At 45.9% G+C, this 14,575-nt stretch carries 10 protein-coding genes; 5 read left to right on the forward strand and 5 right to left on the reverse strand.

The features are described 5' to 3' along the window. Positions 1-427: 427 nt before the first annotated feature. Positions 428-1,192, forward strand: coding sequence for an RsmE family RNA methyltransferase (locus tag F0364_RS22615; RefSeq protein WP_235921213.1), 765 nt, complete (start codon positions 428-430; stop codon positions 1,190-1,192). A gap of 147 nt (positions 1,193-1,339) precedes the next feature. After that, a complete protein-coding gene (locus F0364_RS22620) occupies positions 1,340-2,947 on the forward strand; it encodes a L,D-transpeptidase family protein (protein WP_153800092.1) in 1,608 nt (535 codons plus the stop codon). 50 nt (positions 2,948-2,997) lie between these two features. On the opposite strand, the gene F0364_RS22625 is transcribed toward F0364_RS22620, so the two are convergent. The 3 genes from F0364_RS22625 to F0364_RS22635 form a co-directional block, all read right to left on the reverse strand. Further along, positions 2,998-3,390 carry a retropepsin-like aspartic protease gene (locus F0364_RS22625; protein WP_153800093.1) on the reverse strand — a complete coding sequence of 131 codons (393 nt, stop codon included), beginning with the start codon at positions 3,388-3,390 and terminating at the stop codon, positions 2,998-3,000. 255 nt (positions 3,391-3,645) lie between these two features. Continuing rightward, entirely contained in the window at positions 3,646-5,685 is a 2,040-nt protein-coding gene (gene uvrB, locus F0364_RS22630; protein WP_153800094.1) for an excinuclease ABC subunit UvrB, read from the reverse strand. Positions 5,686-5,895: 210 nt separating this feature from the next. Continuing rightward, positions 5,896-6,666, reverse strand: a complete 771-nt coding sequence (locus tag F0364_RS22635) for a DUF4290 domain-containing protein (protein WP_306452332.1) — start codon at positions 6,664-6,666, stop codon at positions 5,896-5,898. A 518-nt stretch (positions 6,667-7,184) separates the two neighbouring features. Between F0364_RS22635 and F0364_RS22640 the strand changes: the two genes are divergently transcribed. Beyond that, positions 7,185-8,732, forward strand: coding sequence for a YifB family Mg chelatase-like AAA ATPase (locus F0364_RS22640; protein ID WP_153800095.1), 1,548 nt, complete (start codon positions 7,185-7,187; stop codon positions 8,730-8,732). 478 nt (positions 8,733-9,210) lie between these two features. Then, entirely contained in the window at positions 9,211-10,671 is a 1,461-nt protein-coding gene (locus F0364_RS22645; RefSeq protein WP_153800096.1) for a toll/interleukin-1 receptor domain-containing protein, read from the forward strand. Between the two features lie 567 nt (positions 10,672-11,238). Here the strand turns inward: F0364_RS22645 and F0364_RS22650 are convergent. Together F0364_RS22650 and F0364_RS22655 are read right to left on the reverse strand one after the other, a co-directional pair. Beyond that, positions 11,239-12,285, reverse strand: a complete 1,047-nt coding sequence (locus tag F0364_RS22650) for an NAD(P)H-dependent flavin oxidoreductase (RefSeq protein ID WP_306452333.1) — start codon at positions 12,283-12,285, stop codon at positions 11,239-11,241. A 113-nt stretch (positions 12,286-12,398) separates the two neighbouring features. Beyond that, positions 12,399-12,950, reverse strand: coding sequence for a YqgE/AlgH family protein (locus tag F0364_RS22655; RefSeq protein ID WP_153800098.1), 552 nt, complete (start codon positions 12,948-12,950; stop codon positions 12,399-12,401). A 128-nt stretch (positions 12,951-13,078) separates the two neighbouring features. Between F0364_RS22655 and F0364_RS22660 the strand changes: the two genes are divergently transcribed. After that, complete coding sequence (locus F0364_RS22660; protein ID WP_153800099.1) at positions 13,079-14,422, forward strand: sensor histidine kinase; 1,344 nt, start codon at positions 13,079-13,081, stop codon at positions 14,420-14,422. Positions 14,423-14,575 lie beyond the last annotated feature (153 nt).

Consider the following 14,575-nt stretch of genomic DNA (forward strand, 5'->3'; position numbering starts at 1 on the left):
TTTAAACTTCAACAGACCGGTAACCAGCTACCTGTAACCGGCAACATCTACTGTTCAATGTTAACAGCGGATATTAAAAAGCTTCCGCACTTCTCATCATTCAAACAAATTATAAGCCTTTTAAACTTCAACAGACCGGTAACCAGCTACCTGTAACCGGCAACATCTACTGTTCAATGTTAGGAGCGGGTATTACAAACCTTCTGCACTTCATCATTCAAACAAATTATAAGCCTTTTAAACTTCAACAGACTGGTAACCAGCAACTGGTAACCGGTATCTGTTTTTCGGGTGAGGGATTGAAGCGGTTACCCCGGTGAGGCCATCGCAGCAGGGCTCTTGCGCCGGAGTATGAGCGGAAAGCCCGACCCCTTGCGCAGCTTGGGGGCACCCCCTGAAAAATACACTATGTCAAAACACATCAACCTTGGGTTGCCTTATAACTACCGGCATAAACTTTACTTTTGCAGCAGACTTAAACAGCAGCATGGCGTTACCTTATTTTTACGAGCCACAGGTTACCGGGGCACACAAAACGTTTTCATTAAGCCAAGAAACAGCAAAGCATAGCATACAGGTATTGCGTATGCAGGCTGGTGAAAAATTACAGCTAACCGATGGCAAAGGCGGCCTGTTTACTTGTATTATTAGCCATGCAGGCAAAAAAAACGCGGAAGTGGAAATAATTTCCGCAAACTACCAGCCTGCGCCACCCCGCAAAATAAGCCTGGCTGTTTCCCTGCTAAAGAATGCCAGCCGTTTTGAATGGCTGCTGGAAAAAGCCACCGAACTTGGGGTAACCGAAATTATACCGCTGCTTTGCCAGCGCACAGAGCGGCAGCATTTCAGGCATGAAAGAATGAGCAGCATTGTAGTATCAGCCATGTTGCAGAGCCAGCAAGCCTGGTTGCCCCACTTGTACGAGCCTTTAAAATTTGAGGCTGTGGTGCAACAATCTGTTTATCTTCAAAAGCTGGTTGCGCACTGTGAAGAAAATGGCACAAAACATGCACTTAGTCAACTGCGGTTTACTCAAAATGTCCAAATGTTAATCGGCCCTGAAGGCGATTTTTCGCCGGCAGAAATAGAGATGGCCCTTAAACAACAATATGCGCCTGTAAGCCTGGGCAACACCCGGCTTAGAACTGAAACAGCGGCTATTACTGCCGTTGCGTTGCTTGTAAATTTATAAGCGGGATACGGATGATGGTAAATGGTTAGGTTTTACAGGCACAGTGAGAAAACAATAAAATACAATAACGGTAATGTAACCTGGCTTATAAATTCCGGCCACAACCGTTAAATTGCAGTTACCAAACACGCAAAAGATTTAGTACACATGATGAAAAAAGGCATTTGTATTTCAACCCTGGCCCTGGCGTTATTCTGGATGGCCTGCGGCAATAGCCAGGGCGGTAAAAAAACCGTGGTGGCAGATACAACCATTACCAAAAAAACTTCTTTTAATAATCTTTTTCTTGACAGCTCTATACTGGTAAACTTTCTTAAAACATACCCTAAGCTTGACAGTTTTCATAACCAGTTCTTCGATTTTTATAAACAGCGCAATTACGAATATGCCTGGTTTGACACCAGCGGCCTTGGCGAACAGGCTATTAACTTTATGAACCTGCTGAACAGTACTATCTACGAACTGCAGGACAGCTCGCTTTTTAACAAGGAGCTTGACAAAACTTTTAAAACATTTATGGAGGATAGCCTGCACCATCTTGACAGGGATGGCTTGTTAAAAGCGGAATTGCAGTTTACCGGCCAGTTTTTTACCTATGCCGCCAAAGTGTATAAAGGTATTGATGTGGATGCGCAGGAACTGGGATGGTTTATACCACGCAAGAAAGTTAACCTTACAGCCGTACTGGATTCCGTTATACAAAACAAAGGGAAGGCAACAGATAAGTATGTGCCGCTGAATGAGCAATACCGCAATCTGCAGGCCATGCTTACCACTTATCTTGATATACAGAAAAAATATCCCTGGGATTCTATACCCTACCCGGAAAAATCCATTAAGAAAGGCGATTCCGCGGCTATTATACCAATGATACGGCAAAGGCTTTTTGCGCTTGGCGATTTAAAAGAGCAGGATTCTTCCAAGGTTTTAGACAGCACTTTATTTAAGGGGGTAAAGTCATTTCAATACCGTATGGGGCTTGCTACGGATGGTGTTATAGGCAAAGGTTTTTTAAAAGAGCTGAACATACCTGTTAATGAACGCCTTAAGCAGATGCTGGTAAACCTGGAACGTTTGCGCTGGGTACCCGCCCGTACAGACTCTGTTTATATTCTTGTAAATATTCCGGAGTACAGGCTGCATGTGTACCGGGATAGTGCCCTTTACCACAGCATGCGGGTGATTGTAGGCACATCTGCCAACAGCACTGTTATTTTTAACGGCAACCTTAAATATGTAGTCTTTAGCCCTTACTGGAATGTACCTGCCAGTATTGTAAAAAATGAAATAATGCCTGGCATAAAACGCAACCCTAACTACATTGCCCAAAAGAATATGGAGATTACCGGGTATAGCGGCAGCATGCCTATTGTAAGGCAAAAGCCGGGGCGGGGCAACTCACTGGGCCTGGTAAAATTTCTTTTTCCTAACAGCTATGATATTTACCTGCACGATACGCCCAACCGTGAGCTGTTCAGCCAAAGCAACCGCAGTTTTAGCCACGGTTGCATACGCATATCAGAGCCCGAATGGATGGCACAGTTCCTGCTGCGCCATGATACTACTTACACCAAACAAAAGATTGACAGCCTGGAACATTTACCCAAAGAAAAGTGGGTAACCATACCTAAACCTGTGCCGGTATTTATAGGTTATTTTACCGCCTGGGTTGATAAGGATGGGCAGCTTAACTTTAGAAAAGACATTTACGGCCACGACGCTAAAATGGCGGAAAAACTGTTTGCAAAACAATAAAATGGGACGCTATGAGTTACGGGCTACGAGTTGTGAGCGTAGAGATAAAATCAATCCTTTTTAATCAGGTTTATTAATATGAGTTTGGCAACCCTCGGGTCAACAATAACACGGTCATGCTCAAAATCCAGCTTCAGCCTCCATTTCTGCATAGTGGCGGCGCCGATAATTACTTCTTCACTTAAACCAGGCACAACCAAAAATTCATCCGAAAGACGCACATCATCGTGGTAGAAATCCAAAGTTGCCCTGCTGGTTATTTCCATGTAAGTCGCATTACTTGCTGTTGCTAACCGTAAAGGGGTATGTAATGAAGACGGTTGCTCAAGTTCTTCCACCAACTCATCATTAATACAAGAATAAGTTGCGCCGCTGTCGAACAAAGCGTACAAATTTTTTTCGCCTTTGCTGCCTTCAAATCTCAATGGTAAACGGATAATCATTGTTTCAATACGTTTTCTTAAAGGTAATTCTTTTACGTTGCCGGAAAGTTAATACCGTTTTCCCTTAAGTAAATCTCTTGTTAGAAAAACAGCCATCTACCGGGATGCAGATGTTGCAATGAACAGTAAACAAAAGAATGCACCGAAGTGCGTGCCCCGAATCGTTCTTCCCGGAACATACGCAAACAGAGCCAAACATTTGCTCCTGCTGCCGGGGCTCATAAAAACTTTTCTTTTGCGGAGCGAAGCGAAAAGTTATTTCATAGCTTCCAGTTCTTTTTGCAGGCGGAACATTTCATCCCGCAGGCGGGCTGCTTCAATAAAGTCAAGGTCGCGGGCAGCTTTTTCCATGTCTTTCTTTACTTTGGCAACAGCTTTTTCTACCTGCGGTATAGTGCGGTATTCAGCCTGTTCTTCGGCAGCGGTATGATGCACGATATCTTCGTCTGACTGTATGGCGTAGGGGCTTTTTGTATTGAAGCCTTTAATGTCTAAAACAGAGGTTTGCGCAAAAACCTGCTCTTTGCTTTTTTTAACGGTAGCAGGCACTATGCCATGCTCCTGGTTATAAGCAATTTGTTTTTCACGGCGGCGGGTGGTTTCATCTATGGTACGTTGCATGCTCTCCGTCATCTTATCGGCATAAAAAATTACCAGGCCATCTACATTGCGGGCTGCACGGCCGGCTGTTTGTGTTAAAGAACGTTCGTTGCGCAGAAAGCCCTCTTTATCCGCATCCAGTATAGCCACCAGCGATACTTCCGGCAGGTCGAGCCCCTCACGCAACAGGTTTACGCCCACCAGCACATCAATTTCGCCCAGCCGCAACTGGCGCAGTATTTCTACCCTTTCCAGCGTATCTACATCGCTGTGTATGTATTTTGATTTTATGTTGATGCGGGTAAGGTATTTATCCATTTCCTCCGCCATACGTTTGGTTAAAGTGGTTACCAGCACACGGTCGCCTTTGGTAACACGTTTGTCAATTTCATCCAGCAGGTCATCAATCTGGTTAACAGATGGGCGAATTTCAATGGGCGGGTCAAGCAATCCTGTGGGCCTTACTACCTGCTCTACCACTACGCCCCCGGTTTTCTCCAGCTCATATTCGCCTGGCGTGGCGCTGACAAAAACGGTTTGGCCAACAAGGCTTTCAAATTCATGGAAATTGAGAGGGCGGTTATCTAAAGCACTGGGCAGTCGAAACCCATACTCCACCAGTATCAGTTTTCGGCTACGGTCCCCACCATACATACCCGCTACCTGCGGAATGGTTTGATGGCTTTCATCAATTACACATAAAAAATCTTTGGGGAAATAATCCAACAGGCAGAAGGGCCTGGTGCCGGGTAAACGACCATCGAAAAAGCGGGAGTAGTTTTCTATGCCGTTGCAATAGCCCAGTTCCCTTATCATTTCCAGGTCGTATTCCACCCTTTCTTTAAGCCGTTGCGCTTCTATGGGCTTATTAGTAAGCTTAAAGTACTCTACCTGCATGCGCATTTCGTCCTGTATCTCGTAAATAATCTGCTGCAGTTTGTCTTTAGGCGCTATATATAAATTAGCAGGAAAAATAGCAGCATTTTCCACGGGGGCAAGGCGCCTGCCGGTATTTACATCAATACTTTCTATTTCTTCAATTTCATCGCCAAAAAAGGTAACCCGGTAGCCATAATCTACATAGGGCAGGTTAATATCAACAGTATCCCCCTTTACCCTGAATGTGCCACGCTTAAATTCTATTTGTGTACGGTTGTACAAACTATTTACCAGCGCATGTAAAAAGCCCTGGCGGGATACCACCTGCCCACGGCTGATGCGTACAATACCATTCTCAAAATCAGTAGGGTTGCCAATACCATAAATGCAACTTACACTGGCCACCACGATAATATCCCTGCGGCCGCTCAGCAACTCACTGGTAGCTTGCAGGCGCAGTTTGTCCAGCTCTTCATTAATGCTCAGGTCTTTTTCTATATACACATCACGTACAGGCATGTAAGCTTCCGGCTGGTAGTAGTCATAATAACTTACGAAATAGCCAACAGCATTTTCCGGGAAAAACTGTTTAAACTCGCCATATAGCTGGGCAACCAGGGTTTTGTTGTGCGTTAAAACAAGGGTGGGCCGCTGCGTATTCTGTATAACGTTGGCCATGGTAAAGGTTTTTCCGCTGCCTGTTACCCCCAGCAGGGTTTGATAGTTTTCACCGTTATTCAATCCTTCGGTTAGCTGCCTGATTGCCTCCGGCTGGTCGCCGCTGGGCACATAAGGTGCATGTAGTTTAAATGGCATTTTGCTAAGATATGTAGTTTGTACGGCATATTTTGTGCCACTGGTATATAAGAACAGCGGTAGCAGATAACGGCAAGTTTGTTTTTAAGACACTCTTTTTATACAGGTGCCCGCAAGAGGTATCTGTTTTCTTAAACCAAAACAACCAACAAAAAAGGCATTACAACCGTTTCCGGTTCATAATGCCTTTAGACTATATTTTGGATAAATTTATTTAAAGCGCTTCTTAAAGCCCTGGTTACGGTTATCGCGGTTATTATTATTGTTGCGGTTATCGCGGCCACTGCCACCACGCATATCCCGGCCGCCGCCACGCATATCGCGGTTGTTATTGCGGTTGTCCCTGCCGCCATTGCCACCACCACGGTTATCTCTGCCGCCAAAATTCCTTCTGCCACCGCCCCTGTCGTAGTCGTCACGCTCAAAATTCTGGTTGCGGTGCTTTATGTAAGGTGTGTTGCTGAATTCCAGTGCACCGCCGGTAATATTGTTCAACTCTCCGCGTATGGCATCATCATGCACCAGTTCTTTATGCCAGTTGCTGTAAGACAGTTTCATGTAGTAGGCTATGGAGTGCGCAAACCCGGCTTTCTTTTCTGGGTTTTCCTCTTTAAGGGCTTTATTAATTACCAGCTCCAGATTTTTACCCAGGTGCGAGTAACGCGGGTAGCGCTTGGGATACTTTATAGGATCCGGTTTAGCCTTGTAGGTTTCTTTCTGCGGTATCGGGTAAGGGCTGTCAACATCCAGCCTAAAATCACTCACATAAAAAAGGTGATCCCACAGCATGTGCCGGAAATCCTCCACATTTTTCAGGTGCGGGTTTAAAAATCCCATCAACTCAATTACCGTCTTGGTTTGCAACTGCCTTTTCTCACGGTCCTCTACAGTAAGCAGGTATTCCACCATTTTCTGAATATGCCTTCCATATTCTCTCATCACAAGATGGTTTCTTGTGGTATTGTATTCCATTGCCATCATAAGGCAACAAATGTAGGAAAGGTTTTGTTAATGAAATATTTTATGTAAAAGGGTTTTAAGGGGTTATATGACTATTTAAGGTATGAAACCGGGTTATGCCACCTGGGCGGGTACATTATGGCTTAAATTTTAAAGCCAACTTTTTAATACAGCAGTGCTGGCACAAATGTTTTGATGAATAATCTTTACTTTGAGCCCCGCTAAAACAGGTGCTTCTTTTGGGCCGCAGGGCTGCCCTATAGCCTGTAAACAAAAGAAGCAACATGCTGCACCACCGGGTGAGGGATTGAAGCGGTTACCCCGCTGAAGGCATCGCAGCATGGCCTTGTGGCGGAGTAATAGCACAACCGAGAAAAAGCAACTAAATGTTGCTTTGACGAAGGTTGCGAACGCAGTTCTGCCCGACCCCTTGCGATAGCTTGGGGGCACCCCCTAAACTTTAGTCACCCGCAGTGTAATAACTGTGACAAGAAAAGGGCGCAAAACCGGGATAAAAACAGTATCATCAAACAATCCGTATGCTTGTAAAAACATTTGGCAGTGCCGTTTATGGTGTGGAAGCAATTACGATAACGGTTGAAGTAAACGTAAGCAATGGCCAGAATTATTTTATTGTTGGCCTGCCGGACAGCGCCGTAAAAGAAAGCCTGCAGCGTGTGGAAACCGCCATTAAAACCAACAACCTGCACATGCCGCGTACCAAACTGGTAATAAACCTGGCCCCTGCAGACATAAAAAAGAGCGGATCTGCCTTTGACCTGCCCATTGCCATTGGCGTACTTGGCGCCAGCGAACAAATTGATGAACCGGAACGCCTGAGCGATTATGTAATTATGGGTGAGCTTAGCCTTGATGGCACCGTGCAGCCGATAAAAGGTGCATTGCCCATTGCCATACAGGCCCGCAAAGAAGGGTTTAAGGGCTTGATTGTACCCAAACAAAATGCCCGGGAAGCAGGTATGGTAAATAACCTGCAGGTATATGGCGTATCGCACATTAAGGAAGTAATTGATTTTTTTGCCAACGAAAACAGCCTGCAGCCCGTTGAGGTGAATACCCGTGACGAATTTTTTAGCAGCCAATACGAATTTGACATAGACTTTAGCGATGTTAAGGGCCAGGCCAATATTAAAAGGGCGCTGGAAATTGCCGCTGCCGGTGGCCACAATGCCATACTGATAGGCCCGCCCGGCGCAGGCAAAACCATGCTGGCCAAACGGCTGCCCACTATATTGCCGCCACTAAGCCTGCACGAAGCGCTGGAAACCACCAAAATTCACAGCGTGGCAGGCAAACTGCCCGAAAACAGTTCACTGGTAAGTAAACGGCCATTCCGCTCTCCGCACCATACGGTAAGCGACGTGGCACTGGTAGGCGGTGGCGGTGTACCACAGCCCGGAGAAATTTCACTGGCCCATAATGGTGTGTTGTTTCTTGATGAATTGCCGGAATTTAAGCGTACCGTGCTGGAAGTGATGCGGCAGCCCATGGAAGAAAGAAGGGTAACCATTTCCAGGGCAAAAATGGCCATAGATTTTCCTGCCAATTTTATGCTCATCGCCTCTATGAACCCCTGCCCCTGCGGCTTTTACAACCATCCCGAAAAAGAGTGCACCTGCCCGCCAGGCGCCGTGCAGAAATACCTGAACAAAATATCCGGCCCGTTGCTGGACAGGATTGACCTGCATGTGGAAGTAACGCCTGTGGCATTTAGCGAACTGAGCAATTCCAACAGCAAAAGTGAAAGCTCTGAAGCGATAAGAGAACGTGTAATAAAAGCGAGGGAACTGCAAAATGAGCGCTATAAAAACAGCCCGGGCATGTACGCCAATGCCCAAATGAGCAGTAAACAGTTAAGAGAAATTTGCGCCATTAATACAGCCGGCGAAGCCCTGCTTAAAAAGGCCATGGAAAGGTTAAACCTTAGCGCCAGGGCGTATGACAGGATTCTAAAAGTCAGCCGCACGATCGCCGACCTTGCCGCCAGCCCCGATATAAAAGCCGAACACCTTGCCGAAGCCATACATTACCGCAACCTTGACAGGGAAGGCTGGGCAGGGAATTAAGTACGAAGTTAGAAGTACGAGGTACTTGGGTGTGACACGATGATTGATTTGAGGTGCTTGCGCCTAAAATCGTGCATCCAAAATTATTGATGGCAAGTGGGTGAGTGGTAAATGGTGAGAGGGAGAGGCGGGCAACTTTTTTCTATCGTATTCCTAACATCTTAAATATTTAAGTACTGCGTACTTGCTACATCGTACACCCCACATCATACATCTAACATTATCATGGGGTGCCCCCAAGCTGCGCAAGGGGCCGGGCTTTCCGCTATTACTCCGCCACAAAGGCCATGCTGCGATGGCTTCAGCGGGGTAACCGCTTCAATCCCTCACCCGGTGGTGAAACCTGTTGGGTGTTTGTGGGCAGGTTTATGTGCCGCTGCCGTAGAAAAACAAGTGATAAAAGAGCAATGGGTATCTTTAAAAACACTGATTATCTTTATTATCAGCACCACAGCCGGCTATCAAAAAAAGAATTATTATGGATATAACAGCGCTCTTTAAGAAAACATTGGCCCTTATACAGGAAATACAAAAACGTTTTCCTGTTGCCGCCAAAACCGCCGCATTCAAAAAACTGGTGAAGGAGTTTAATACGCTGTTAGGTAAATATTCCGCTAATGAACTGGCTGCAGAAGCCGCAGCGCAGGCCCTTTCAGTTTTTCAGAAAGCTTTTGCCAATTATGTTTCAGTTAACCTGTTAACAGATACCGGTACAGGCGGGGTTTCTAAAGAAAAAGTGCAGGAACTGATAAAGGCTTTTCAAAAACAACAGCGGCTTTCAGGCGTAGAAACCGCATTGCCGCAGCCCGCAGGCGCTGAACCGCCGGACGATACAGTGACGACTAGAACGGGCGGCGCCGACGGCAAAAAAAACAGTATAACAAGAGGGGGCACCTCTGCAAAACCAAAAGCATCCCGGCCAAAAAAAACAGCCCAAAAACCACTGCTGGACGAAGGCAAAATTTTATACGATATACCCGGCAGCATGGTGGTTAAAAAGCAGCAAAAATGCATAGTACGCATTGGCAAAGATGAAGCTACCATAAAAGATGACGATACATTTACAGAAGATGCAAAAGTTGACCGCATTAAACTTGCGGGCCTGATGCGTGTAGAACTGATTGACCTTGCGGATAGCCCGGCATTCGCCATTAAATCAGTCAGCGCCACAGAGCAACCGGTTGATGCAGACAGCTTTACTGAATGGGTGTTTTATGTAACGCCGTTGGCAAGCGGTACTTTTCCGCTGGTGCTTAAAGTGTCTGCCATAAGAACTGTTGATGGCAAGGAAAGGGTAAAAGACATTGTTTTTGAAAAGCCCATCACCATTGTAAGCCCCCAGGAAAAGCCCGCTAAAGAAGCGCAGCAAATGAAAGATTTAAGTGGCGAAAAAAATGTGCTGCAAGCCGGTCCGCCATCCGCATTTATATCCTATGCCCATAAAGACAAAACATACTTTGACATCTTTAACGAACAGCTTGACACACATTCCCAATGGCAATTGTGGACAGACCGCCATATTGAAACCGGCAGCGGTTGGTTTGACCAGATACAGGGCTCGGTAGCCCAAAGCGATTTTGCCGTGCTCCTGGTAAGCGCCGCTTTTATAGATTCGTCTTTTATTAAGGAGCACGAAGTAAACCGCTTTTTTGAGCTGCAAAAAGCCAATCCCGGCTTTTCATTTTTGCCCGTACTGCTGCGTGATGTTGATTTTATCCGCTGGCCTGAACTGGCTGCCCTGCAGTTTTTTACCGCTTACGGCGATGAGTATGGCGTACCGGAAAAGAAAGGCCAACTGATACCATTTGCCAAACTTTGCCGCTTTGATAACAACGGCCAACTGATACCCAACGATAACATAGACACCTACATTAAAAACTTTGTGAAGAAGGCCGAAACCGAGCGGCTGAAGAGGCTGCTGAAAAAAGATGCAGCGTAAGCATGCACACTTAAATTGAATAATCGTTTAAAACCGGCAATAGCCGCTGTTTAAAGCATTTACCTGTTACTTGCCAACTACTTACCTGCCACGTTGACTGCCCTGTGAAAAATCACAGCATTTTTCCTGAAAAATACCATTTGCTGCGCCTGTGTGCGCTTGTAATTTGCACCCGGTTTCCTTGCTAACATATACAAAAACACACTATGGCTACAGTTGAAAAACAGATGATGCAGCAGCGCTTTACGGCGTTGCTGCGGCCACAGTAAAGCAAAGGCACTAACCGGCGCAGGCACCGTGAAAAATCACAGTAAAATTTGAGGAAAAACACATTGCCTTCCGCTTCTGAGGTTTTTATCTTGCACCAGGATTTAAGAATGACAATAAAGACGCTAACATATAAAAAACACCCATTGTTTTGGGCAACCAACCAGAATTTTCAACCTTAACCTTATTTTCAACCTTAACCTGGATTTTTCAACCTAACCTTAAACACCCTAACCCTAACAGTAACCCTTGAAACTATAATATATATGCCGCCGGGCCCGTAAGCCCGGCGGTTTTATTTTATGCATTAAGGCACAATGCTTTCCTGGCAAGCTCAAACTCCTGCCACATTTGGCTAACAATATCCGAGGCAGGTTTAATATCGGCTATCAGGCTGCTGGCCTGGCCTATTTCCAGTTCCCCCTCGTCAAGATTGCCTTCAAACATGCCTTTTTTAGCTCGCCCCCGGCCAAGCAGTTGCACCAACTCCTCATTGTTGGCCCCGCCAGCTTCGGCTTCCTTAACAGCCTGGAAGAACTTATTTTTTAGCAGGCGCACCGGCACTACTTTTTTCATGCTTAGCAGGGTATCGCCTTCTTCTGCTTTTACCACCGCATCTTTAAACTCCGGGTGAGACGAAGCTTCATTACTGCACACAAACCGGCTGCCTACCTGTACAGCATCTGCGCCCAATGCCATAGCCGCCAGCATTTGGCTGCCGTTGGCAATGCCGCCAGCCGCAATTAAAGGAATAGTTATAGCTGCTTTTACTGCCGGCACTAATACCATGGTGGTGGTTTCTTCTCTTCCATTGTGGCCGCCCGCCTCAAAACCTTCTGCCACCACAGCATCACACCCGGCGTCCTGCGCTTTCCTGGCAAACCGGCTGCTGCTTACCACATGTACAACAGTTACGCCCTGGCTTTTCAAAATGCCCGTCCAGGTTTTGGGGTTACCGGCAGAAGTAAACACAATCTTTACACCTTCCTGTATAATAATGTCTATGTGTTTTTCAATGTCAGGGTACAGTAAAGGCACATTAACCCCAAAAGGCTTGTTGGTTGCCGCCTTGCATTTTTGAATATGCTCCCTTAATACATCGGGGTACATACTGCCGCTGCCTATTAGGCCCAGGGCCCCGGCATTGCTTACAGCGCTGGCCAAACGCCAGCCGCTGGCCCAAACCATACCGGCCTGTATTATTGGATAGGTAATGCCGAATAGCTGGGTAATACTGTTTTGAAGCATAATATTAAATGTACGATGTAAGATGTGGGATGTACGATGTAAAAAAACGAAGTTAGAAGTACGTTGGTGCAAGTACAATTTTAGATGAAAGATCTGCAAAAAAGCTGTGGCCGGGCTGGCAAGGCTGCTGAATAGCGGACAAAACGTACAAGAGTGCGACGCAAGCGAAGCCCAATGCTTGTCCTGCTGCCGGGCCCATAAAATTTTCCTGCTTAATTCAGTTGCGGGTCTATAGGATAATTGATAAGCTGCTCATACTCGCCACCCAGTTGCCGCAGGGCATCCTGCCAAATTAAATCTGTATGGCGGTGAAACACCAGCTTTTTGTTGCCATCGGTGGTAAGCCAGCTTTTTTCTTTTAACTCGCCGGCCAACTGGCCTTCACCCCAGCCACTGTACCCAATGTAAAAACGTATCATATTAGGCTGTAACTGGTTGGTATTAATGTATTTTACCACTTCCTCAAACTCGCCGCCCCAGTAAATGCCATTAATAATTTCTACGCCGCCTGTTATCAAATGCGGGCATTGGTGCAAAAAATGTACAGTATCCTGCTGCACGGGGCCGCCGTAAAAAACAGGAAAATCGCAGCCCTCAAGGTCTTGTACCAGGTCTCCGATTACCTGCTCGTATTTGCGGTTAACAACAAAGCCAAAACTGCCTTCCGGCTGGTGATCGCACAGGAAAACAACGGAACGCATAAAATTCGGGTCCTTCAGAAAAGGGTCTGCTATCAATATTTTTCCGGGGAGAATTTCTGCCATAGTATTAAATTACCAAATTTCGTTTCAACGGTGAAATTAATTATACTGATATTTATACCTGTTAAAAAGAAGACAAATAGCACCCAACGGCTGCACTGCCTGTAAGCCATAAATTATTTTTGCCCACGATGAAGAAAATTTTACCGGTAATTGTTTTGCTAATCACACTTTCGCTGCTGGGTATTATCGCCATTCAGATTTCCTGGTTTAAAAACCTGTTACTGGTAAGGGAAGAGCAGCTTTTGTTCAGTGTAAACAAGGCCGGTTTTTCTGTAATGCAGGAGTTAAGCAACCAGGCTTCCGGGGGGCCATCTATGCGGCTGAAGCGAAAGAATAACTTTGGGCTGCTGCCGGAAGATTTAAGGTTTAACCTGATTAAACCACCCACCATTTCTCAACGTTATACCGATTACGAGATCTACGAAAAAATAAAGAATGCCCTGGCCGTTGAAGGTCTTAAATACCTGCGTTTTGAATATGCCATCACATCCAACTCCGACGATTACCTGGTGGAGTTGCAATCGAAAAATTTTAAAAGTGAATACGGCGATACACTGAATAACCGGCAATGCCTTATTCCCATTGTGCCGGAAACCGGATCGCTGATGGAGGGCCTGATGGCTTATGAAAACCTTTGGATTATTATACCGGACATAAAATCGCAACTGTGGCAATCGCTTACCTGGATGGTTATTATGGCCGGTATTTTTACACTGGTTATTATAGCAGCCTTTTACCTTACGTTACGTACCATGCTTAACCAACGCAAACTTAGCGAGGTAAAAAGCGACTTTATCAATAACATGACGCATGAGTTTAAAACGCCCCTGGCCACCATATCGCTGGCGGTGGATGCGCTGAAGAATGAAAAAGTGCAGGCGGATAAAGAAAAGATGCAGTACTTCAGCGGCATTATTAAAGAAGAAAACAAGCGCATGAACAAGCAGGTGGAAACCATTCTGCAGGCGGGCTTAATGGAGCGGCAAGACATCAAAATGAACATGCGGGATATTCACGTGCATGAAATTATCACCAGGGTAATGAGCAATTTTGACCTGCAGTTGCAGGAAAAGAACGCTTCCGCCGAAATGCTGCTGAATGCATCCAACGACCTTATTATTGCCGACGAAGTACACTTTACCAACCTGATAAACAACCTGGTGGATAACGCCGTTAAATACTCCAAGGAAAGCCTGCACATACGCGTTTCTACCCACAGCACCAGCAAAAACCTGGTGATACGCATTGAAGACAATGGCATTGGCATGAGCAAAGAAACCGTTAAGCGTATTTTTGAAAAATTCTATCGTGCCCACACCGGCAACGTGCACAACGTTAAGGGTTTTGGCCTGGGCATGAGCTATGTAAAAACCATTGTTGACGCCCACAAAGGAAAGATTAAGGTTGACAGTACCCTGGGCAAGGGCAGTACATTTACCATAGAAATTCCGCTGGCTAAAAAGAGTTCGTAAACCAGTTGCTGGTTACAGGTTGCTGGGTTAAGTGAATTTTTATGGGCCCGGCGGCAGGACAAGCATTGGGCTTTACTTGCGTCGCACTCGTGTGCGTCTGGATTCAATACGCAGCTTTTCCCACAGTATAGGTTATGGCAATTCTGCAAATAC

The organism is Foetidibacter luteolus, from assembly GCF_009650435.1.
GTDB classification, from domain to species: domain Bacteria; phylum Bacteroidota; class Bacteroidia; order Chitinophagales; family Chitinophagaceae; genus Foetidibacter; species Foetidibacter luteolus.